Source organism: Oceaniglobus trochenteri (genome assembly GCF_020529025.1).
Classification (GTDB): domain Bacteria; phylum Pseudomonadota; class Alphaproteobacteria; order Rhodobacterales; family Rhodobacteraceae; genus Oceaniglobus; species Oceaniglobus trochenteri.
This window is the reverse complement of sequence record NZ_JACNMM010000002.1, coordinates 144,649-164,682: the sequence shown is the minus strand read 5'-3', so window position 1 is coordinate 164,682 and position 20,034 is coordinate 144,649. Positions and strand designations below refer to the sequence as shown.

Genomic DNA, 20,034 nt, shown 5'->3' with positions numbered 1-20,034 from the left:
GGCGGGGTTTACACCCGGGGCATGGTTTGGCAGGTTGTGCGGGAAATTGGCGCGCCGACCCTCGGCGCGCCTTCTGTTTTATATAGGAGAGGAAATCCGATGGCCACTGCAACGGCAGGAAACACGATCCAGATGCATTATACCGGTACCCTGGAAGACGGTACCGTGTTCGACAGTTCCGAAGGGCGCGACCCGCTTCAGTTCGAGCTGGGCTCGGGCCAGATCATCCCCGGCCTTGACGCCGCCGTGACCGGCATGGCCGAGGGCGAGGAAAAGACGGTGACGATCGCCGCCGACGACGCCTATGGCGCCCACCACCCCGAGCGGGTGCAGGCCGTGCCGCGCGAGCAGTTCCCCGATCACATTCCCGCCGAGGTGGGCACCCAGCTTCAGGTCCAGACCCCCGAAGGCCAGACCCTGCCGGTGGTCATCGCCGATGTGAGCGAAGAGGCCGTGACGATCGACGCCAACCACCCGCTGGCCGGCAAGGACCTGACCTTCGCCGTGTCGATTGTCGGAATTTCGTAAGAACCATTGCCGTTTCCGCCCGATGCGGGCGTGGAATGAATATTTTGGGCAAGAAAGAGCCGGGGAGGTCTTCCCCGGCCCTTTTTCTATAAGGCGGTGCGCGTGACCGGCAGGATGACGCCCGACAGAAGCGCGTGAAGGGTTTTCAGGTGGCCATTGACAGTAGCCGGTTTGCCGGGGTTCGAGGTGATGCAGACCGTCAGCCTGCGTTCGGGCACAACATAGATCATCTGCCCGCCATAGCCGCGGGCATAGTTCACGCGCACCCCATCGGCATCCCATAGAAACCAGGTAAGCCCGTATTGATGGTTGGGCACATCAGCCATGGTGCGCGGTTGCCAGCAGGTGTCGATCCAGGCCGGAGTGGTCAGCGTTTCGTCCTGCCAGGTGCCGCCGGTGCGATAGGCCTCGCCAAAGCGGAACATTCCCATGGGCGAGATCCGCATGTCGTTGCCGCCCAGGTAGTTGCCCTGGGGGTCGCGGGTCCAGCCCTCGAAGGCGATGTCGAGCGGCGCGCCGATCCTCTCGTTGGCAAGGTCAAGCAGGCTCTTGCCCGCTGCGTTGGCCAGGACGGCGCCAAGAATATGGGTGTTGGCGGTGGAATAGAGCCGGGTGGTGCCGGGATCGGCCTGCATCGGCGCTGCGAGGGCATCGAAAATCCAGTGCTTGCCCGACACCCAGCCGCCATAGGTGGGCCCGGCAAAGGGCGCGAGGCCCGATTGCATGGCCAGCAGATGCTCGACGGTGATCTGGCGCACCCGCCTGTCGGCCCGCCGGGGAATCAGCCGCTTCAGGAAGGGCGCGACCGGCGTATCGAGCGAGGGGATCTCGCCCCGCTCAAGCGCGGCGCCCGCCAGGCAGGACAGCAGGGTCTTGCTTACCGATTTGACGTTGACGGCGGTGTCGAGCGACGGGCCACGAAAGGCGCGCGCCTCGATCACCTTGCCGTCAAGGCCGATCAGCAGGCTGTGCAGCTGGTCAACCTGGCGGGCCAGGGTGAAGGCATCGTCGAATGTGGTGGGCGCGGCATGTGCGGGCAGGGCCAGCCCCGCCCCCAGCAGGGCAAGTGCGGTGCGGCGGCTCAGGCCGCATCGCATCAGATGTTTTCGGGCTGGGGCATTCCCAACACGTGATAGCCACCATCCACGCGCACGATTTCCCCGGTGGTGCAGGCGCCCGCATCCGAGGCCAGGTAAACGGCCGTACCGCCCACCGCCTCAAGCGTGGCATTGGACCCGAGGGGGGCGTTGGTGTCGGTATGCTTGAAGGTCTTGCGCGCACCGCCGATGGCGGCCCCGGCCAGGGTTTTCATCGGGCCCGGCGAAATCGCGTTCACGCGGATGCCATCGCGCCCCAGGTCGTTCGCCAGGTAGCGCACCGAGGATTCCAGCGCCGCCTTGGCCACGCCCATCACGTTGTAATAGGGCGTTACCCGGTTGCTGCCCTGATAAGTGAGGGTCAGCAGCGTTCCGCCATCGGGCATCAGTTCGGACGCACGCCGCGCCACGTCGATGAAGCTGTAACAGCTGATGGTCAGCGAATTGCGGAAATTGTCGCGGCTGGTGTTGATGAACCGGCCGGTCAGTTCGTTCTTGTCGGAAAAGGCGATGGCATGGACCAGGAAATCCATGGTCCCCCACTCCTCTTTCAGGCGGGCAAAGGCACCGTCCAGCGAGGCATCGTCAGTCACATCGACGTCGATCAGAAGATCGCTGCCCACCGAGGCGGCCAGGGGCTGTACCCGCTTGCCGAAGGCTTCGCCCTGGTAGGAAAACGCCAGGTCGGCCCCCGCGTCGGCCATGGCGCGGGCAATGCCCCATGCGATCGAACGGTCGTTGGCCACACCCATGACCAGACCGCGTTTTCCCTTGAGATCAAACATTTGTGCTTATCCGTGATATTTCGACAAGAGCATGGAGCCATTGGTGCCGCCAAAGCCGAAGCTGTTGGTCATCACCGTATCAAGCCCGGCATCGTCCACCCGTGCCATCGCAATTTCCGAGGCATCCAGCGCCGGGTCAAGCGTTTCGACATTGATCGAGGGGGCGATGAAATCCTTGTCGAGCATCAGCAGGCAAAAGATCGCCTCAAGCGCGCCCGCCGCACCCTGGGCGTGGCCGGTCATCGACTTGGTGCTGCTGACGGGCGGCGTGCTGCCCTGGCCGAAGACGCGGCGCACGGCCTCGATCTCGCCCACGTCGCCCACCGGGGTGCTGGTGCCATGGGCGTTGATATAGCCGACGCGCCGCCCCTCGGGCAGGGTTTGCAGGGCGATGCGCATGGCGCGCTCGCCGCCTTCGCCCGAGGGCGCAACCATGTCGTGCCCGTCCGAGGTGGCGGCATATCCGGTCACTTCGGCATAGATCTTCGCACCGCGCGCCTTGGCGTGTTCCAGCTCTTCAAGCACGACGATCCCGCCGCCGCCCGAGATCACGAAACCGTCGCGCCCGGCGTCAAAGGCGCGGCTGGCGCGTTCGGGAGTGTCGTTGTACTTGCTGCTCATGGCGCCCATGGCATCGAAGAGGCAGGACAGCGTCCAGTCCAACTCTTCGCCACCGCCGGCGAACATCACATCCTGCTTGCCCATCATGATCTGCTCGGCCGCGTTGCCGATGCAATGCAGCGAGGTGGAACAGGCCGAGGTGATGGAATAGTTGATGCCCTTGATCTTGAAGGCCGTCGAAAGATTGGCGCTGATCGTCGAGGACATGCATTTCGGCACGGCAAAGGGGCCGATCCGCTTGGTGGCTTCGGTCTTCAGAACCGTCTGGTGGGCCGCCTGCATCGCGCTGGTGCTGGGCCCGCCCGATCCGGCCACAAGCCCGGTGCGCGGATTGACGATATCGCCTTCCTCAAGCCCTGCATCGGCGATGGCCTGGGACATGGCGATATGGGCATAGGCCGCACCCGGCCCCATGAACCGCAGCGTGCGCTTGTCCACATGTTCGGCCGGGTCGATCTTGAGCGTGCCGGCAATGCGGCTGCGGAAACCATGCTTGGCCATCTCGGGGCTGGCGACAATGCCCGAGGTGCCCGATTTCAGGGAGGCGATCACCTCATCGGCATTGTTGCCGATGGAGGACACGATTCCCAATCCGGTGACGACGACTCTTCTCATATGCGAACCTCCGGGACTCTTCTCATGTGCGAACCTCCGGTTCGACCCGTCTCATCGACGGTTTTTCGGTGTGATGCGGCGCAAGGACTGCTCCTGTTCAACTGGCGGTGGCCAGTCCAACCTTCATGTCCTTCACGGCATAAATCTCTTCGCCATCGGCCACAACCCGCCCGTCGGCCACGCCCATCTTCAGGCGCCGGTCGATCACTCGGGTGAAATCGACGTGATAGGTCAACATCTTGCGGTCGGGCTTGACCATGCCGGTCAGCTTCACCTCGCCCACGCCCAGGGCCATGCCCTGCCCCTGCCAGCCGCGCCAGCCCAAGTTGAAACCGGTTAGTTGCCACAGCCCGTCAAGGCCAAGACAGCCGGGCATGATCGGATTGCCGGGAAAGTGGCATTCGAAGAACCAGAGGTCGGGCGTGATGTCGAATTCCGCCACAACATGGCCCTTGCCATGGGTGCCGCCATCGGCCGAGATGTCGGTGATCCGGTCCATCATCAGCATCGGCGGCAGGGGCAATTGGGCGTTGCCGGGGCCGAAAAGTTCGCCCCGGGCACATTTCAGAAGGTCGTCCTTGTCGAAGGTGGTCGGATAGTCGGCCATCTGGATGCCCCTTGCAGTGTTATCGGTCCGGTAGAAGCGTTTATCACCCCGTTGCGCGCGCTGGCAACCCTGCCAAAGGCGGCGAATCCTTGGTTTTGCAATTGAAACAGAGGCGCCGGCACTATTATATGGATCAGAAGGAGACGAGGCAGGACATGAACACCGAGGCAATCACCAAAGGCACCAAATGGCTGGCGACGGCCGAACTGCGCCCGACGCGGCAGCGCGTATCGCTGGCCGCCTTGCTGGTGGGGGATGGTGAAAACCGCCATGTCACGGCCGAAAGCCTGTTTGCCCTGGCCTCGGACGCGGGGGAATCCGTGTCGCTGGCCACGGTCTATAACACCCTGCGCGCCTTCTGCGATGCCGGCCTCATGCAGGAGGTGACGGTGGACGGCTCGAAATCCTATTTCGACACCCGGATGGACGACCACCCCCATTTCTACTGGGAAGACACCGGCCGCCTGACCGACGCCCCGGCCGACGCGCTGGAAATCTCGTCGCTGCCCAATGCACCGCAGGGCACCGAGATTTCGAAGGTCGATGTCGTCATCCGGTTGAGGCGGGTCTGACACCGCGCGGCCCCATGGGCCGGAGCAGTGGCCGCCGCGAAGTGGCGGCGAACCTTGTTTGCACGGGCGGCGATGGGCAAGTGACATCCGCCACATAAACTTTCCGCAATGAATTTCAGGCATGGGTAATTTATTATTGAAAACAACAGCTTGCAAGGTCATGATTTTGGAGGATGCACCAAACGGTCCGCTTTTGCCATAGAACGCGTCCGCAAAAATTCGGACTTCAAAGGACGGCGATTGAGGCAAGCGTCTGGAAATAAAAGAAAAAGCCCGGCCTGCTGGCCGGGCTTTTCATATTGAGGTTTTTGTCGTCTAGGGTGGTGGCGTTGTTCAGAAAAACGCCAAGAAGTTGGCCGTGAGCCTCATCTGATTTGTCATTGGCAACGCGATCTTACGCCGGGCACTGGAGCCAACGAGTTATTCCGCAAACCCGTCGTGTTGCTGACCTTGGGGTCATCGTGCCTTCGTGAGGCGAGGGCTGGCTGCACAGGATCGAGCACGAGCGCCGCATTCTCTGGGCCAGCCATTCGGTCCATCACTCCTCGGAGGACTACAACCTCACGGTCGGTTTCCGGCTGAGCTGGGTCGAGGGGCTCTTCGAGTGGATATTCCTGATCCTGATGATCCTGTTGGGATTCAATCCGTTTCAGGCGGTAATCGGCCTTGTCCTTGTGGCACAATACCAGCACTGGGTTCATACCGAACGGGTGCAAAAGCTCGGTTGGCTGGACGAGGTTTTCAACACACCGTCCGTATACCGAGTCCATCACGGATCGAACCGCAAATATCTCGACAAGTATTACGGCGGCGTGCTGATCCTCTGGGACAAGCTGTTCGGCACCTTCCAGCGCGAGGAAGATGACGTCACCTACGGCCTGACCGAAAACATCGACAGCAACAACCCGGTCACGATCAACTTCATCGAAAACCGCAACATCCTGCGCGACATACGCCGGTGCCGGACGCAGGCCGACCGGTTGCGCATCTGCTTCGGGCGGCTGACGTGGCGACCGAGGTATTTCAAATCGGAGGATGGTCGATGACTGAGGGTTCTGTCTGTGATGGAGAGCACGGTTTCAGATTGATTGCCTTGGACGAGGAGCCTTGGCCGACACTCGGTCCGCGCTGCGGCGTCCGGGTTCGGGTCCTGTCGACAGGGTGACGAATGGCGCAAGAGTGAGTTGGAAGTGATGGGCGACTGACTGGAGGGTATCTATGAAATGTGACGGAGCTGTCCATCCGGACATCGCGGCGATGTCGGATGCTTGCGCGATCCTTGCTGCAGGGCTTTCATGGCAACCCACTGTGGTCGCGATGCTCTGGTCAGAGGTCGGGGACGCTTACAACCAATTGAAAACGGAAAGCGCGTCTCGTTTTTCTCTCAATCAACATATTCGAGAGATTTCATCGCATTAGAACCGGATTCCGTCTCCCGAAGCCGGTTGCGGACGTATGCTATGGCAATTGCGGTCCGAAACCTGTCAATTGCGGCAAGTTTGCCCGCAGATGACACAAGCCAGGGGATGCCCCTCAGAACCACTGTCCCGGTTCCATCAGCCCCAGGTCCAGCAATTGTTGCGATTGCCAGGTGAAGGGCACCGAGTTGCGCCAGCGGAAATTGTCGATCTCGTGACGGCTGCCCGGGTTGGTGCGCAGGGCCTTGGCGGTTCGGAACGAACAGACCGTGGCGGTCAGGTTGTTGTGCCAGGGGCAGGCAAAGGTGTTCATCTCGTCGTCGTTCAGCGTGTGATCGGCCCGCAGGCGCAGGCCGGGGCGGGCGCGAAACAGCGAAATCCGGTCGATCTTGCGCTTTTTCCACGGGATATGTTCCTCGAATCGCCAGCGCAGTCCGCCGAAGAAATCCAGCTGCCGCTCCATCGGGCGCCATCCGTCGTCGGGGTTGCCGCGCGCCTGGGCGTAATAGCCCGACTTGTCGAGCCATGCATCGCCCGGCGCCACCGCGTCGGGGTGAACCGTCAGATCGCCCGCGTATAGGTCGATCACATAGGTCAGCATGGCGTCGCGGCGCTCTTCCCCGTGGAAGATCAGCATCTCGTTGACGCTGCGCGTCTCGGAAAAGGGGTGGAACAGGTATTCGGCGTTGAAGCAGTAATAAAGCCAGCGCCCCGGGGCCATCTCGATCACTGCGTTCACGGCGGGCAGGACGGCATCGGGAATGCGGGTGTTGTAATCGACCCGCAGCACGGTTTCGGCCAGGTCGGGCGGCAGGGTGCATTCCGGCGGCGCAAACAGGACGATGGCGCCAAAGCCGCGCGCGACATGGTGGCGCAGGGTGCTTTCCACCTCGACCAGGTCTTCGGCCAGGATCAGCGCGATGGGCCCCTTGCCAAGGGCGGCCGCGCCCGTCGCGGTGAAGGCCTTCAGCGATGGAAAATGCATGGTCCGCCTATCCTTGGGTCTCGGCACCAGAATCGTCCGAAACGGCGGCGGATTGCAAGCCATGCCGGTATGCGATAGGACGCGGGCCTTGGGAAATCATTGCAGGGCAGGGACCATGGGCGAGGCGAAGAAGCTGTTCATCAAGACCTACGGGTGCCAGATGAACGTCTATGACAGCGAACGCATGGCCGAGGCGCTGGGCGGGCAGGGCTATGTTGCCACTGATCGCGCCGATGAGGCCGACATGATCCTGCTCAACACCTGCCACATCCGCGAAAAGGCCGCCGAGAAGGTCTATTCTGAACTTGGCCGGATGAAGCCCCTGAAAGAGGCGCGCCCCGATCTGAAGATCGGCGTTGCCGGCTGTGTCGCCCAGGCCGAAGGCGAAGAGATCATGCGCCGCGCGCCGGTGGTCGACCTGGTGGTGGGGCCGCAAAGCTATCACCGGTTGCCCGAGATGGAGACGGCAGTGCGTCAGGGCGCCAGGGCGCTGGACACCGATTTCCCCGAGGAAGACAAGTTCGCCCATCTCAAGGCCCGGCCCAAGGCGGCGCGCGCGCCTTCGGCCTTCCTGACGGTGCAGGAGGGATGCGACAAGTTCTGCGCCTTCTGCGTGGTGCCCTATACCCGGGGCGCCGAAGTGTCGCGCCCGGCCGACAGGGTGCTGTCCGAGGCACGCGATCTGGTGGAACGGGGCGTGCGTGAAATCACGCTGCTGGGGCAGAACGTCAACGCCTATCACGGGCATGACGGCAGCCTTGCCGGGCTGATCCGCGATCTGGACCGGATCGAGGGGCTGGCGCGGATCCGCTATACCACCAGCCACCCCAACGACATGGACGATGCCCTGATCGCGGCCCATGCCGATTGCGAAAAGCTGATGCCCTACCTGCACCTTCCCGTGCAGTCGGGCAGTGACCGGGTGCTGAAGGCGATGAACCGGAAACACACCGCCGAAAGCTATCTGCGCCTGATCGAACGCATCCGCGCCGCGCGCCCCGATATCCTGCTTTCGGGCGATTTCATCGTCGGTTTCCCGGGCGAGACCGATCAGGATTTCGAGGACACCCTGTCGCTGGTGCGGGCGGTGGAATACGGCCAGTGCTACAGCTTCAAGTATTCAACGCGCCCGGGCACCCCGGCGGCAGAACGCGCGCAGGTCGAGGATGGCGTGGCCACGGAACGGCTGCACCGGCTGCAGGCGCTGTTGGGTGAACAGCAGCGGCGGATTCAGGACGCCATGGTGGGCCGTGTGGTGAAGGTGCTGTTTGAAAAGCCGGGGCGCCTGCCGGGGCAGATGGGCGGCAAGTCCGACCATCTTCATGCGGTTCATGTCCAGGCGCCGGATGCGGCTGTCGGGTCGATCGCGCCGGTGCGGATTACCGAAAGCGGGGCGAATTCGCTGGGCGGCGTCCTGGCCTGAAGCTTGGCGCGCCGGGATGGCCCGGGCGCGCCAGGGTCTTGTCAGCTGCGCGGGGCCTGACGGATCACGCGCTTGATCTCTTCGATCATATTTTCCATGTTGCCCACCAGCTTGTCATCGCGGCAGATCCGCTCGGCCACGGCATGGGCGGTGGCGGGGGCGTAACCGGCGTTCACCAGGCTGTCGTAGAAGACGGCGTTCGGGCGATCCCAGATCACCTCGCGCCAGGGTCCGCGATAGCAGCTGACCACGATGGTCACGTTGCTGATCGTGTAGGTGCCATAGGCATGCTTGTGATGGTGGTGCTTGCCGCCCGCCATCGCGGTTGTCGTACCGGCCGCCAGCACGGCCGCCGCCAAAAACAGTTTCTTCATCTTGCCACTCCCCCTGAGGATCAAATCTGACCGGCCGCCAGGGATGTCGGAGGGGTGCAAGAGGCAGACTCACCCGACCGCGCCCAGTTTGCCGCGCATTCCTGCCAAACTATCCGAAGATTTTAGGGGTTTGGCAAGGAATCCTGCTGCGCCATCGTTAACTGTCCCCATTGGCGAAACGAAGCTGGGGAAGGGCGTGGATTGATGCCGTGGTGGCAGGCGGCCAATCGGGAAATCCGGGGGCCGGGCGCCGCATGGGCGGATTCGGGGGCGTATCGGCCCGGAATCCGACTTCACAACTGGGTGAAGTTTGCTAAGGTCCGGAAAGACAAGATAATCGGGGGATGCGCGGGCGCTGCCAATTTGCCTGACGCGCTAAATTTTCGAAGGAGACAGGGTGTGTTGAATTTTTCCAACGCAGCTCGTGCCGCGCTTGGCGGTGCAATCATTGCGATCTCGTCGATCGTCGCGGCGGGTGCCGCCTCGGCCCAGGCGTCTTACGTTCCGGGCATCTGGGTTGACCCGGACGGTTGCGAACATTGGGTGATGGACGACGGCTGGGAAGGTTACATGACGCCCCACACCAACCGGCAGGGCATTCCGGTCTGCCGGCGCGGCAACACCTGCGCCGTGATGAACAGCGACCAGTTGTTCGCCACCGACAGCTATAGGGTAAGCGCCCAGGGCCGCCAGATGCTGCAACAATTCTTCCAGTCGGCGGGCGCCACCAGCTATATCATCGCCGGTCACACCGACAGCCGCGCCTCGGACGAATACAACATGCGCCTGTCGATCAACCGCGCCAATTCGGTCGCGCGGATCGCCCAAAGCGTGGGCGCGCGCATCGCCGACGTGCGCGGTTATGGTGAACGCCTTCCCAAGGCGTCGAACCGCACCCATGCCGGCATGGCGGTGAACCGCCGCGTCGAAATCATCTGCATTCGCTGAGGAGAGCGGTCATGAACATCACGAAAATCGCTCTTGTCGCCGTGCTGGGCCTTGGCGTCGCGGGCTGTGACGAACTGCTGGACAAGCAGGACAAATCGGTCGACCGCTTCGTCGACAGCAAGGATCTGTCGCAACTGAAGGCCGGTATCTGGATCGATCCGAACGGTTGCGATCACTGGATCATCGACGACGGCATCGAAGGCTACCTGTCGCAGCGGCTGGACAAATACGGCAAGCCGGTGTGTTCGGGCGTCGGCGCCCCCAACACCGCCGTTGGCCCCTTCAACAAGGGCACCTCGATCCCCGATCCGGTCTGATTGCGGGTCGAACGGGCGAAAGCGGGCCGTGGCGTGATGCCGCGGCCCTTTTCATATCCGGCGGCCTTTGCCCGCGTGATATTTTCGTGACGGCCTCAGCTTCCGCTTGCGTGTCCGGGGCCATCTTGGCACCATACCTAGTGTAATCTCAGTGTCTGGAGCATTGTTTGGGCCTTATCCCGCCAACCCCCGCCACCGCCGCCGAAACTTTGGTGGAGTTTTCCGACAATCGCCTGTTGATCGACCTTTGCGGCCCCTTCGACAGCAATCTCGCGCGAATCGAACAGGGGCTTGAGGTGCAGATCCTGCGCCGCGGCAATGTTCTTGTCGTGATCGGCGAGCCTGACGCGCGGGCGCGCGCGGTCGAAACCCTGCAGGCGCTTTATGCGCGCCTGGAAGGGGGACGGGCGCTGGAGACGGGCGACATCGACGCCGAAATCCGCATGGGCCCGGCCGAGGCGGAAACCGGTATGCGCGACGGCGACCAGATGGAGCTGTTCCAGGGCGGCCGGGTCGAGATCAAGACCCGCAAGAAGCTGATCGAACCGCGCACCGAGGCGCAGAAGGCCTATGTGAAGGCGCTGTTTTCCAACGAACTTGCCTTCGGCATCGGCCCGGCGGGCACCGGCAAGACCTATCTTGCCGTGGCGGTGGGCGTGAACATGTTCATCGAAGGCCATGTCGACAAGATCATCCTGTCCCGCCCCGCCGTCGAGGCGGGCGAAAAGCTGGGCTATCTGCCCGGCGACATGAAGGACAAGGTCGATCCCTACATGCAGCCGCTTTACGACGCGCTGAACGATTTCCTGCCGGGCAAGCAGGCTGCCAAGCTGATCGAGGAGAAGCGGATCGAGATCGCGCCGCTGGCCTTCATGCGCGGGCGGACGCTGTCCAACGCCTTCGTGGTGCTGGACGAGGCGCAGAACGCCACCTCGATGCAGATGAAGATGTTCCTGACCCGGCTGGGGCAGAACAGCCGCATGGTGGTGACGGGCGACCGCACCCAGGTTGACCTGCCGCGCGGGGTGCAAAGCGGGCTGCACGATGCCGAACGCTTGCTGAAGGGGATCGACCGGATCGCCTTCAACTACTTCACGGCGAAGGACGTGGTGCGCCATCCGCTGGTGGCCCGCATCATCGAGGCTTACGAGGCCGATGCCTGAGATCACCTGCGACGTCATGATCGAGGACCGCCGCTGGTCCGACCTGGGGCTTGAGACGCTGGCACAGACCGCCGTGCGCGCGGCGCTGGCGCATCTGCCGCCCGCCCCCTGGGAGGTGAGCCTTCTGGCCTGCGACGATACGCGCATCGCCGCCCTGAACGCCGATTTCCGGGGCAAGCAGGCGGCGACCAACGTGCTGTCCTGGCCCAGCGAGGAACGCGGCGCCGACCTGGCCGGGGCGGAGCCCGATCTGCCCGATCCCGAGGGCGACACCGAACTGGGCGACCTGGCCATCGCCTATGACACCTGCGCGCGCGAAGCGCAGGCGGCAGGCATTGCAATGGGCGATCACGTCACCCATCTTCTCATCCACGGCACGCTGCATCTTCTGGGCTACGACCACGAGGATGAGGCGGATGGCGATCTGATGGAGGCGTTGGAAACCCGCCTGCTGACGGGGCTGGGCATTGCCGACCCCTATAGCGCCATGCCATAGGAAACATGCGGCCAGTGGGGCCGCGATCACAATGCATCCGCCGCCTGGCGGCCGGATGAAGCGGAAAGGTACGATGGGCGACTCAGAAGACGGGTCCACGGCGGCGCAGGGCGCGCTGGACGAGGACGGGCACGACGCCCAAAACAACCGCGGTTTTTTCGGCCGCCTGTTCGAGGCCTTCAACAACGGCGACACCCCCGACGGCGAAACGGGCGAGACCCCGGCGCCGGGTGAAAGCCCGGGCCAGCGCCCCGGCATGTCGAACCTGCGCCGGATGCGGGTCGAGGACGTGGCCATTCCCACGGTCGAGATCGTGGCCATCCCCCATGACATCGAGATGGACGCCCTTGTGGCCGTCTTCCGCGAAAGCGGCATGACACGCCTGCCGGTCTATCGCGAAACGCTGGATCACCCCATCGGCATGATCCACCTCAAGGATTTCGCGTTGCAGCACGGGTTCAACGGCACCGGTGCCACTTTCGACCTGGCGGCGATGCTGCGCCCGCTGATCTATGCGCCGCCCTCCATGCCCATCGGCGTGCTGCTTCAGAAGATGCAGAGCGACCGGATGCACATGGCGCTGGTGATCGACGAATACGGCGGCGTTGACGGGCTGGTCACGATTGAAGACCTGATCGAACAGGTCATCGGCGAGATCGAGGACGAGCACGACATCGACGAGGGACAGTTCTGGACCGAGGAGAAGCCCGGTGTCTTCCTCGCCTTGGCCAAGACCCCGCTGGAAGACTTCGAGGCGCGGATCGGCCTCAAGCTGGTCGAGGCCGAGGACGAAGAGGAAATCGACACCCTGGGCGGCGTGGCCTATGTGCTGACCGGGCGCATTCCGGCCCGTGGCGAGGTGATCGCCCATCCGTCCGGTGCGCAGCTTGAAATCGTCGATGCCGACCCCCGCCGCATCAAGCGCATTCGCGTGCGTCTTGCCGGGGCCGAACGCCCCCCCGCCGAACGCGGCGCCACGGCCCAGGCCGCCGGTGGCTGATCGCTTCGCGCTGCTGGCGCGGGCGACACGGCGCCAGATCGCGGTTCTGGCAATCGGCGCGGGCATCCTTGCGGGGTTCGGCCAGGTGCCGTTTTCCCAGCCGCATCTGGGCCTTGCCGGATTTGCGCTGCTCTGCGCGCTTCTGATCGATCGGGCCGGGTGGCGCGCCGCGGCCTTTGCAGGGTGGTGCGCCGGGATCGGGTATTTCGCGCTAACGCTGCACTGGATCGTCGAACCCTTTCTGGTGGATGTGGCGCGCCATGGCTGGATGGCGCCTTTCGCGCTGATCCTTTCGGCGACCGGGTTCGCCCTGTTCTGGGGGTTGGGTGCGGCGATTGCCGCGCTGGTCACCCCGCCGGGGGCTTGGCGGCTGATCGCCTTTCCCTTGGCACTGAGCGCTGCCGAAATGTTGCGCGGCTATGTCCTGACCGGTTTCCCCTGGGCCTTGCCCGGCTATGTGTTCAGCGAAGGCATCATCGCGCGCGGCGCGGCCCTTGTGGGCTCTTACGGGCTCAGCCTGCTGGTGCTGGCCATGGGGGCGGTCTGCGTGGCGGCGCTCAGGTGGCGGACCTGGGCGGGGGTGGCGGTTCTGGCGGCGCTGGTGTTGCTGCCCCGCCTGGGTGAAACCCTTTGGCCACAGGTCTTTGCGGCAGGCGGGCCGGGCGCGCCCGTGATCCGCCTGATTCAGCCCAACGCGCCGCAGGAGGAGAAGTGGGACCCCGACCGCGCGCTGATGTTCTTTGACCGCCAGCTTGAATATACCGCCGCGCCCGGCATGCCCGACCTTACGGTCTGGCCCGAAACCTCGATCCCCTGGGCGGCCGAACCGGGCCACCCGGCGCTTGCCGACATTTCGCGCGCGGCCGGGGGGCGCCCGGTGGTGATCGGGGCACAGCGCTTTGACGGACTGCGGGCCTTCAACTCGGCCCTGCTGCTGGGCGAGGGGGGCGAGATCGTCACCACCTACGACAAGCATCACCTTGTTCCCTTCGGCGAATTCATCCCCCTGGGTCAGCTGGCCCGGGCGGTCGGCCTGCGCAGTTTTGCCGCACGCGACGGTTTCGGCTTCACGGCGGGGCCGGGGCCGCAGGTGATTGACCTGGGCCCCCTGGGCAAAGCCCTGCCGCTGATCTGCTACGAGGCGGTTTTTCCCCAGGATCTGCGCGGGACCACGCGCCCGGACTGGTTGCTTCAGATCACCAACGACGCCTGGTTCGGCACCTTCGCCGGCCCCCAACAGCATCTGGCCCAGGCCAGGATGCGCGCCATCGAACAGGGTCTGCCCCTGGTGCGTGTCGCCAATACCGGCATTTCGGCGGTGATCGACGCCCATGGCGTGATGGGCCCGTCGCTTGCCCTGGGGGTGGCCGGTCATCTTGACGTGGCGCTGCCCAGGGCGCTGGCGCCCACCCTCTATTCGCGGACGGGCGATCTGCCGCTTGCACTGTTGCTGATTGTCCTTTTGGGCGGGCTGATGCTCCTGCGGTTGCGGAATGGCGATTGAACCGGCGGCGCAGGGGGTGTAACCGCCACCTCAATGCCCGCGCAACGGCTTCCTGGCGCGTCGGGTGCAATTGAATGGAGCACGTTCCCATGTCCCGAAAATCCTATACCTTCACCTCGGAATCCGTGTCCGAAGGCCATCCCGACAAGGTATGCGACCGCATTTCCGACGCGATCCTCGATGCCTTCCTGACCCAGGAAGAAGAGGCGCGGGTGGCCTGCGAAACCTTCGCCACCACCAACCGTGTCGTGATCGGGGGCGAAATCCGGCTGCGTGACGAGGACAAGCTGAAGCAGGCCATGGCCGGGGTCGAGGGGATCGTGCGCGACTGTATCCGCGACATCGGATACGAACAGGACAAGTTTCACCACGCCACCTGCGAAATCACCAACCTGCTGCACGAACAGTCCGGCCAGATCGCCCAGGGCGTCGATGCCTCGGGCGACAAGGACGAAGGTGCCGGCGACCAGGGCATCATGTTCGGTTTCGCCACCCGCGAAACGCCCGAGCTGATGCCCGCGCCCATCCACTATGCCCATGCGATCCTGCGCCGCCTGGCCGAGGTGCGCAAGAACGGCACCGAACCCACCCTGCGCCCCGACGCCAAGTCGCAGCTTTCGGTCCGCTATGAGGATGGCAAGCCGGTGGGCGTCAGCTCGATCGTGCTGTCCACCCAGCACGCGAGCGAAAGCCAGACCAGCGCCGACATCCGCGCCATCGTCGAACCCTATATCCGCGAGGTTCTGCCCGAAGGCTGGATCGACGCCGAGACCGTCTGGCACGTCAACCCCACCGGCACCTTCGTGATCGGCGGCCCCGATGGTGACGCCGGGCTGACCGGGCGCAAGATCATCGTCGATACCTATGGCGGCGCGGCGCCCCATGGGGGCGGGGCCTTTTCGGGCAAGGACCCGACCAAGGTCGACCGTTCGGCGGCCTATGTCGCGCGCTATCTCGCCAAGAACGTCGTCGCGGCGGGCATGGCCGAGAAATGCACGATCCAGCTGTCCTATGCCATCGGCGTGGCGCGGCCGTTGTCGATCTATGCCGATACCCACGGCACGGGCGAGGTTTCGCCCGAAGCCATCGAACGGGCCGTTGCACAGGTGATGGACCTCACACCGCGCGGCATCCGCAGCCACCTGGGGCTGAATCGCCCGATCTTTGCGCGCACGGCGGCCTATGGCCACTTTGGCCGCGCCCCCGATCAGGACGGCGGGTTTTCGTGGGAAAAGACCGACCTGGCCGAAGCGCTGAAAAAAGCGGTCTGAGCGCGGTTAGAGCGCCGGGGCGAGGTAAAGCCCCAGCAGCGCGATGCAGAACAGCCCGAGGCAGAGATTGAAACCGCCGCGCCACCGGGGTGCGGCGGCAAGGCCAAGGTAGCGCGACAGGATCACCCGCGCCTTGAGAAAGGCCAGCAGCATCACGATGCTGCCGGTGATCCGGGTGTCGAACCCGCTATCCACCAGTTCGGCCAGAACGGTGCTGGCACCGCTCAGCAGGATCAGCGCCAGCCAGGCACGCTCAAGGGGAGGGGGCATCGGCACGCTCACGCCAGCAGGTAGACGACGGGAAACAGCAGCACCCAGACCAGATCGACCATGTGCCAGAAGGCGGCGCCGGTCTCGATGTTCTCGACCGAGTCGCGCCAGGCGATCAGCAGCAGCACGACGATACCGGCAATCACATGGGCGGCGTGAAACCCGGTCAGCAGATAGTAGAACATGAAGAACGGGTGGGTTTCGAAATCGATGCCCCTGGCCGCCTTGTCGGCATATTCCATGCCCTTCACCACCAGGAACACCGCCCCCAGAAGGGCCGCCGCCACCAGGGCAAGGCGCGCGGCCAGCCGTCGCCCGGCCTGGCGCAGGGGCAGCGCCCGGGCGGCAAGATAGCCGCTGGTGATCAGCACGACGGTATTGATGGCCGCACCGGTGCGATGCAGCTGGGTCTGCGCCTCGGCAAAGCCGGCCGGATCGGTGATGCGCACCGAAAGGAAGGCCGCCAGCCCGGCGCCGAAGACCAGAAGCTCGCTTACGATCAGCACCCACATCATCAGATCGCCCGGCAGTTCCTCAAGCAGGGTGGGGGGCGTCTGTTGCGTCATGATGTGTCATGCCTTCGATGAAAGGGGGGCGCCGCATGGCGCCCCCGGTGCCGTTTGGGTCAGTGGCCCGAGTGATCCATCTTCTCGCCGCTGGCGGGGCGTTCCTCGACGTTGAATTCCAAGTCCAGGGTGCCGGCCTTTTCAAAGACCAGGGTGGCGGGGATCTTCTCGCCCACTTCGAAGGGATCGCCGTTCAGACCCATGAACATGATGTGATAGCCGCCCGGTTGCAGGGTGACGGTTTCGCCCGGCGCAATCTCGATGGCTTCGACATGCATCATCCGCGCCACGCCGTCGCTCATCTCGGTGGTGTGGATTTCGACCTTGGGGAAATCGGCCCGCACCTCGATCAGGCGGTCGGCACTGTCGCCGTTGTTGGTGACGGTCAGGAAGCCGCCGCCGGTCTTGGCGGTGATCGGGGTTTCGAAGGCCATGGGATGCCCGACCTCAAGATCGCCCACCTTGAAGCTGTGCGCGATGGCGGTGCCGCCAAGGGCGAAGGTGGCAAGGGCGGCGATGAGGGTGGTTCTGGTCATTTTCATTGTATCTGCTTTCTGCGGTTGGCCATGGGGGCCGGATTGATCTGTCGTGACTTGGGTTCAGATCAGCCCGCAGGGGGCGCGCGCGGCGTGTGGCGCTGACGGCGCGGGGCAGGGGGCGGGCAGGGGCGTGCCGTGACCGGCGTGATGCGATGCACCCGCGTCGCGGCCATGGGGGCCGTCGCCGGGGCGGGGGGCACCAGGGCGGCCCCCACCAGGCGGCAGGCATCGCAACCGGCCGTGCCGGCATGGCGCGAATGGCCAGCCTCGCCGCAAAGATCCGACACCGTTCCGCCCGAGGCGAGGAAGGCCGTCAGCGCCAGATCGTCGGCCGTGACAGGGGCGCGGTGCGCCAGGGCCGAGGCCGCCAGCGCCAGCGACACCGTGACGGCAAGCCAGAGGCGCAGCACCTGTCGCAGGATATGGTTGGCCGGTGTCATCATCACAGCCGGTCTAAGCGCTGGCACAGGGCCGCACAAGACAGGCAAGCGCGGCGCAGCGCCGCAGCGATTGCATCCTGCCCCGGGGCATCTTATGACGCCGCCCCATGGATGACCGCAAACACCCCTCGGGCGCGCCCTGGCGCAATTTCTATGGCCGGTTCAAGGGCAAGACCCTGCGCCCCAGTCAGCATGCCTATCTGGCCGAAGACTTGGCGGCACTGTCGCCCGGGCCGGTCAGCTGGGAAGACAACCCCGAGCGTCACCCGCTTGACCCGGCGGCGATCTGCGGCGGGCGGCCCCTGTGGCTGGAAATCGGGTTTGGCGGGGGCGAACACCTGGTGCACCAGGCCGGGCTGAACCCCGAGGTCGGGCTGATCGGCTGCGAGCCGTTCGAGAACGGCGTGGCGATGACCCTGGGCAAGCTGCGCCAGGCCGAGGTCGGCAATGTCGCGATCCATCCGGGCGACGTGCGCGACCTGTTCGATGTCCTGCCCGATGCCTGCATCGAACGCGCCTTCCTGCTTTACCCCGATCCCTGGCCGAAAAAGCGCCACCACCGCCGCCGCTTCGTGACGCCCGAGCATCTGGAGCCGCTGGCGCGGGTGCTGAAGCCGGGGGCGATCTTCCGGGTGGCGACCGACATTCCCGACTACGTGCGCCAGACCCTGCAGGAGGTGCCGCGCGCGGGCTTTGAATGGCTGGCCGAAGGGCCCGAGGACTGGCGCCGACCCTGGGCCGACTGGACCCGCACCCGTTACGAGCAAAAGGCCCTGCGCGAGGGGCGTACCCCGCATTACATGACCTTCCGGCGGAATCCGGCCTAACGCCGGGGCAGGCACGATATCGTGCTTTGCGACTCGCGGGGCTGTGGGTAATTTGGCGGCATTGAAAACTGCCATTTTCGCCCATCCTTCATTCAGCGAGTCGCCATCATGCGTCGTCATCTTCCATTCGTCCTGTTCGTCTTTCTATTGCTGCCGCTGGCGGCCCTGATCTGACCGGTTCCGCTCCCGTGCCATTTGCGCCTTGCGCCCGGGTGGGGCGGGGGTAGTATCCGCGCGATTTCTTCTCGCGGACAAGGAAACGGCATGTCAGGCCACGGCGCAGCAATCCCTATGTCATCACGGCCCTGCGGGCCGCTCAGCGGCACTGCCGAGGTGCCGGGTGACAAGTCGATCTCGCATCGCTCGTTCATCCTGGGCGCGCTTTGCGTGGGCGAAACCCGCATCACCGGCCTTCTGGAAGGGCAGGACGTGCTGGACACCGGCCGCGCCATGCGCGCCTTCGGGGCCGAGGTCACGCGCCACGACAACGGCGAATGGTCGGTGCATGGCGTGGGCGTGGGCGGTTTTGCCGAACCGGGCAACGTGATCGATTGCGGCAATTCGGGCACCGGCGTGCGGCTGATCATGGGGGCCATGGCCACCACGCCGATCACCGCCACCTTCACCGGCGATGCCTCGCTGAACGGGCGGCCCATGGGGCGCGTGACCGATCCGCTGGCGCTGTTCGGGGTGCAGGCCCATGGGCGCAGCGGTGGGCGCCTGCCCATGACCATCGTCGGCGCCCCCGAGGCCTCGGGGGTCGAATACACCGTGCCAGTGCCCTCGGCCCAGGTGAAGTCGGCGGTTCTTCTGGCGGCGCTGAATGCGCGCGGCGAAACCCGCGTGATCGAACGCGAGGCAACGCGCGACCATACCGAACGGATGCTTGCGGGCTTCGGGGCCGACATCAGCGTCGACACCACCGAGGCGGGCCGCGTCATCACCCTTCAGGGCCAGCCCGAGCTGCGCCCCCAGGCGATCACCGTGCCGCGCGACCCGAGTTCGGCGGCCTTTCCGGTCTGTGCCGCGCTGATCGTGCCGGGCTCGGATGTTCTGGTGCCGGGGATCGGGCTGAATCCCACCCGCGCCGGGCTATTCACCACCCTGCGCGAGATGGGGGCCGACCTGACCTACGAGAACGAGAGGGAAGAGGGCGGCGAACCGGTGGCCGACCTGCGCGCGCGTTTCTCGCCCGACATGAAGGGAATCGCGGTCCCGCCCGAGCGCGCCGCCAGCATGATCGACGAATATCCGATCCTGTCGGTCGTCGCGGCCTTTGCCGAGGGGCGCACCGAAATGCGCGGTGTGAAGGAACTGCGCGTGAAGGAATCCGACCGGATCGATGCCATGGCGCAGGGTCTGCGGGCAAATGGCGTCGAGGTGGAAGAGGGCGAGGACTGGTGGATCGTCACCGGCCGCGGCCCCGACGGCGTGCCGGGCGGGGCAACCTGTGCCGCGCGGCTCGATCACCGCATCGCGATGTCATTCCTGATCCTGGGCATGGCTGCCGAAACGGCGGTTTCCATCGACGATGCGGGGCCGATCGCCACCTCTTTCCCGATCTTCGAGGGGTTGATGGGCGGCCTTGGCGCCAAGCTCGAGCGCTCGGCCGACTGAAGTCGGCATGTGCTGTCGGCGCGTCGTGACGGCTTGAACGCCCTTGCGGTT

The 20,034-nt window shown here is 64.8% G+C and carries 23 protein-coding genes and 1 riboswitch; of the genes, 13 read left to right on the top strand and 10 right to left on the bottom strand.

Features of this window, described 5'->3' with window-relative positions; all coding sequences use genetic code 11:
• Positions 1-99: 99 nt before the first annotated feature.
• A complete protein-coding gene (locus tag H7828_RS01035) occupies positions 100-528 on the top strand; it encodes an FKBP-type peptidyl-prolyl cis-trans isomerase (protein ID WP_226779081.1) in 429 nt (142 codons plus the stop codon).
• Positions 529-614: 86 nt separating this feature from the next.
• Here H7828_RS01035 and H7828_RS01030 read toward each other — a convergent pair whose 3' ends face one another.
• From H7828_RS01030 to fabA, 4 genes are all read right to left on the bottom strand, one after another.
• Positions 615-1,625: a serine hydrolase domain-containing protein gene (locus H7828_RS01030; protein WP_226779080.1), complete on the bottom strand. Its 1,011-nt coding sequence runs from the start codon at positions 1,623-1,625 to the stop codon at positions 615-617.
• Positions 1,625-2,410: an enoyl-ACP reductase FabI gene (locus H7828_RS01025; RefSeq protein WP_226779079.1), complete on the bottom strand. Its 786-nt coding sequence runs from the start codon at positions 2,408-2,410 to the stop codon at positions 1,625-1,627. Before H7828_RS01025 ends, H7828_RS01030 begins: the two co-directional genes overlap by 1 nt.
• Before the next feature lie 6 nt (positions 2,411-2,416).
• Positions 2,417-3,646: a beta-ketoacyl-ACP synthase I gene (gene fabB / locus H7828_RS01020; protein WP_226779078.1), complete on the bottom strand. Its 1,230-nt coding sequence runs from the start codon at positions 3,644-3,646 to the stop codon at positions 2,417-2,419.
• Between the two features lie 97 nt (positions 3,647-3,743).
• Positions 3,744-4,253 (bottom strand): bifunctional 3-hydroxydecanoyl-ACP dehydratase/trans-2-decenoyl-ACP isomerase, encoded by a 510-nt coding sequence (gene fabA / locus H7828_RS01015; protein ID WP_226779077.1) that lies wholly within the window; start codon positions 4,251-4,253, stop codon positions 3,744-3,746.
• A gap of 155 nt (positions 4,254-4,408) precedes the next feature.
• On the opposite strand from fabA, the gene irr reads away from it, so the two are divergent.
• Positions 4,409-4,825 (top strand): Fur family transcriptional regulator Irr, encoded by a 417-nt coding sequence (gene irr, locus H7828_RS01010; protein WP_226779076.1) that lies wholly within the window; start codon positions 4,409-4,411, stop codon positions 4,823-4,825.
• Between the two features lie 485 nt (positions 4,826-5,310).
• On the top strand, positions 5,311-5,871 hold the full coding sequence (locus H7828_RS01005; RefSeq protein WP_226779737.1) for a sterol desaturase family protein: 561 nt from the start codon (positions 5,311-5,313) through the stop codon (positions 5,869-5,871).
• 487 nt (positions 5,872-6,358) lie between these two features.
• On the opposite strand, the gene H7828_RS01000 is transcribed toward H7828_RS01005, so the two are convergent.
• Positions 6,359-7,228, bottom strand: a complete 870-nt coding sequence (locus H7828_RS01000) for a hypothetical protein (protein ID WP_226779075.1) — start codon at positions 7,226-7,228, stop codon at positions 6,359-6,361.
• A 115-nt stretch (positions 7,229-7,343) separates the two neighbouring features.
• Here H7828_RS01000 and miaB point away from each other — a divergent pair, with 115 nt between their 5' ends.
• Positions 7,344-8,651, top strand: coding sequence for a tRNA (N6-isopentenyl adenosine(37)-C2)-methylthiotransferase MiaB (miaB, locus tag H7828_RS00995; RefSeq protein ID WP_226779074.1), 1,308 nt, complete (start codon positions 7,344-7,346; stop codon positions 8,649-8,651).
• A gap of 41 nt (positions 8,652-8,692) precedes the next feature.
• Here miaB and H7828_RS00990 read toward each other — a convergent pair whose 3' ends face one another.
• Positions 8,693-9,025 (bottom strand): hypothetical protein, encoded by a 333-nt coding sequence (locus tag H7828_RS00990; RefSeq protein WP_226779073.1) that lies wholly within the window; start codon positions 9,023-9,025, stop codon positions 8,693-8,695.
• Between the two features lie 444 nt (positions 9,026-9,469).
• On the opposite strand from H7828_RS00990, the gene H7828_RS00985 reads away from it, so the two are divergent.
• The 7 genes from H7828_RS00985 to metK all read left to right on the top strand — a co-directional run bounded on the left by H7828_RS00985 (position 9,470) and on the right by metK (position 15,724).
• Positions 9,470-9,973: an OmpA family protein gene (locus H7828_RS00985; protein ID WP_226779736.1), complete on the top strand. Its 504-nt coding sequence runs from the start codon at positions 9,470-9,472 to the stop codon at positions 9,971-9,973.
• Positions 9,974-9,984: 11 nt separating this feature from the next.
• A complete protein-coding gene (locus H7828_RS00980) occupies positions 9,985-10,290 on the top strand; it encodes a hypothetical protein (protein ID WP_226779072.1) in 306 nt (101 codons plus the stop codon).
• A gap of 167 nt (positions 10,291-10,457) precedes the next feature.
• Positions 10,458-11,453: a PhoH family protein gene (locus H7828_RS00975; RefSeq protein WP_226779071.1), complete on the top strand. Its 996-nt coding sequence runs from the start codon at positions 10,458-10,460 to the stop codon at positions 11,451-11,453.
• Between the two features lies 1 nt (position 11,454).
• Entirely contained in the window at positions 11,455-11,949 is a 495-nt protein-coding gene (ybeY, locus tag H7828_RS00970) for an rRNA maturation RNase YbeY (RefSeq protein ID WP_226779735.1), read from the top strand.
• Between the two features lie 73 nt (positions 11,950-12,022).
• Positions 12,023-12,949, top strand: coding sequence for a transporter associated domain-containing protein (locus H7828_RS00965; RefSeq protein ID WP_226779070.1), 927 nt, complete (start codon positions 12,023-12,025; stop codon positions 12,947-12,949).
• Positions 12,942-14,453 (top strand): apolipoprotein N-acyltransferase, encoded by a 1,512-nt coding sequence (gene lnt, locus H7828_RS00960; protein ID WP_226779069.1) that lies wholly within the window; start codon positions 12,942-12,944, stop codon positions 14,451-14,453. Before H7828_RS00965 ends, lnt begins: the two co-directional genes overlap by 8 nt.
• Before the next feature lie 33 nt (positions 14,454-14,486).
• Positions 14,487-14,535, top strand: a riboswitch (SAM-SAH riboswitch).
• Between the two features lie 7 nt (positions 14,536-14,542).
• Positions 14,543-15,724 carry a methionine adenosyltransferase gene (gene metK, locus H7828_RS00955; RefSeq protein ID WP_226779068.1) on the top strand — a complete coding sequence of 394 codons (1,182 nt, stop codon included), beginning with the start codon at positions 14,543-14,545 and terminating at the stop codon, positions 15,722-15,724.
• Positions 15,725-15,730: 6 nt separating this feature from the next.
• On the opposite strand, the gene H7828_RS00950 is transcribed toward metK, so the two are convergent.
• From H7828_RS00950 to H7828_RS00935, 4 genes are all read right to left on the bottom strand, one after another.
• Entirely contained in the window at positions 15,731-15,994 is a 264-nt protein-coding gene (locus H7828_RS00950) for a cytochrome C oxidase subunit IV family protein (RefSeq protein WP_226779067.1), read from the bottom strand.
• Positions 15,995-16,002: 8 nt separating this feature from the next.
• Positions 16,003-16,560 carry a cytochrome c oxidase subunit 3 gene (locus H7828_RS00945; RefSeq protein WP_226779066.1) on the bottom strand — a complete coding sequence of 186 codons (558 nt, stop codon included), beginning with the start codon at positions 16,558-16,560 and terminating at the stop codon, positions 16,003-16,005.
• Positions 16,561-16,619: 59 nt separating this feature from the next.
• Entirely contained in the window at positions 16,620-17,102 is a 483-nt protein-coding gene (locus H7828_RS00940) for a copper chaperone PCu(A)C (RefSeq protein WP_226779065.1), read from the bottom strand.
• Between the two features lie 62 nt (positions 17,103-17,164).
• Positions 17,165-17,539 (bottom strand): hypothetical protein, encoded by a 375-nt coding sequence (locus H7828_RS00935; RefSeq protein WP_226779064.1) that lies wholly within the window; start codon positions 17,537-17,539, stop codon positions 17,165-17,167.
• A 107-nt stretch (positions 17,540-17,646) separates the two neighbouring features.
• On the opposite strand from H7828_RS00935, the gene trmB reads away from it, so the two are divergent.
• Positions 17,647-18,366 carry a tRNA (guanine(46)-N(7))-methyltransferase TrmB gene (gene trmB, locus H7828_RS00930; RefSeq protein WP_226779063.1) on the top strand — a complete coding sequence of 240 codons (720 nt, stop codon included), beginning with the start codon at positions 17,647-17,649 and terminating at the stop codon, positions 18,364-18,366.
• Between the two features lie 264 nt (positions 18,367-18,630).
• Complete coding sequence (gene aroA / locus H7828_RS00925; RefSeq protein WP_226779062.1) at positions 18,631-19,983, top strand: 3-phosphoshikimate 1-carboxyvinyltransferase; 1,353 nt, start codon at positions 18,631-18,633, stop codon at positions 19,981-19,983.
• Positions 19,984-20,034: the final 51 nt, after the last annotated feature.

Excerpts from the sequence above, each read along its gene's own strand:
- H7828_RS00965 (WP_226779070.1), top strand. The coding sequence starts at position 12,023 with ATGGGCGACTCAGAAGACGGGTCCACGGCGGCGCAGGGCGCGCTGGAC.
- trmB (WP_226779063.1), top strand. The coding sequence starts at position 17,647 with ATGGATGACCGCAAACACCCCTCGGGCGCGCCCTGGCGCAATTTCTAT.
- H7828_RS01030 (WP_226779080.1), bottom strand. The coding sequence starts at position 1,625 with ATGCGATGCGGCCTGAGCCGCCGCACCGCACTTGCCCTGCTGGGGGCG.
- H7828_RS00940 (WP_226779065.1), bottom strand. The coding sequence starts at position 17,102 with ATGAAAATGACCAGAACCACCCTCATCGCCGCCCTTGCCACCTTCGCC.
- H7828_RS00990 (WP_226779073.1), bottom strand. The coding sequence starts at position 9,025 with ATGAAGAAACTGTTTTTGGCGGCGGCCGTGCTGGCGGCCGGTACGACA.
- H7828_RS00935 (WP_226779064.1), bottom strand. The coding sequence starts at position 17,539 with ATGACACCGGCCAACCATATCCTGCGACAGGTGCTGCGCCTCTGGCTT.
- H7828_RS01000 (WP_226779075.1), bottom strand. The coding sequence starts at position 7,228 with ATGCATTTTCCATCGCTGAAGGCCTTCACCGCGACGGGCGCGGCCGCC.
- aroA (WP_226779062.1), top strand. The coding sequence starts at position 18,631 with ATGTCAGGCCACGGCGCAGCAATCCCTATGTCATCACGGCCCTGCGGG.
- fabB (WP_226779078.1), bottom strand. The coding sequence starts at position 3,646 with ATGAGAAGAGTCGTCGTCACCGGATTGGGAATCGTGTCCTCCATCGGC.
- H7828_RS01025 (WP_226779079.1), bottom strand. The coding sequence starts at position 2,410 with ATGTTTGATCTCAAGGGAAAACGCGGTCTGGTCATGGGTGTGGCCAAC.
- H7828_RS00950 (WP_226779067.1), bottom strand. The coding sequence starts at position 15,994 with ATGCCCCCTCCCCTTGAGCGTGCCTGGCTGGCGCTGATCCTGCTGAGC.
- H7828_RS00980 (WP_226779072.1), top strand. The coding sequence starts at position 9,985 with ATGAACATCACGAAAATCGCTCTTGTCGCCGTGCTGGGCCTTGGCGTC.
- metK (WP_226779068.1), top strand. The coding sequence starts at position 14,543 with ATGTCCCGAAAATCCTATACCTTCACCTCGGAATCCGTGTCCGAAGGC.
- H7828_RS00945 (WP_226779066.1), bottom strand. The coding sequence starts at position 16,560 with ATGACGCAACAGACGCCCCCCACCCTGCTTGAGGAACTGCCGGGCGAT.
- irr (WP_226779076.1), top strand. The coding sequence starts at position 4,409 with ATGAACACCGAGGCAATCACCAAAGGCACCAAATGGCTGGCGACGGCC.
- miaB (WP_226779074.1), top strand. The coding sequence starts at position 7,344 with ATGGGCGAGGCGAAGAAGCTGTTCATCAAGACCTACGGGTGCCAGATG.
- fabA (WP_226779077.1), bottom strand. The coding sequence starts at position 4,253 with ATGGCCGACTATCCGACCACCTTCGACAAGGACGACCTTCTGAAATGT.
- H7828_RS01035 (WP_226779081.1), top strand. The coding sequence starts at position 100 with ATGGCCACTGCAACGGCAGGAAACACGATCCAGATGCATTATACCGGT.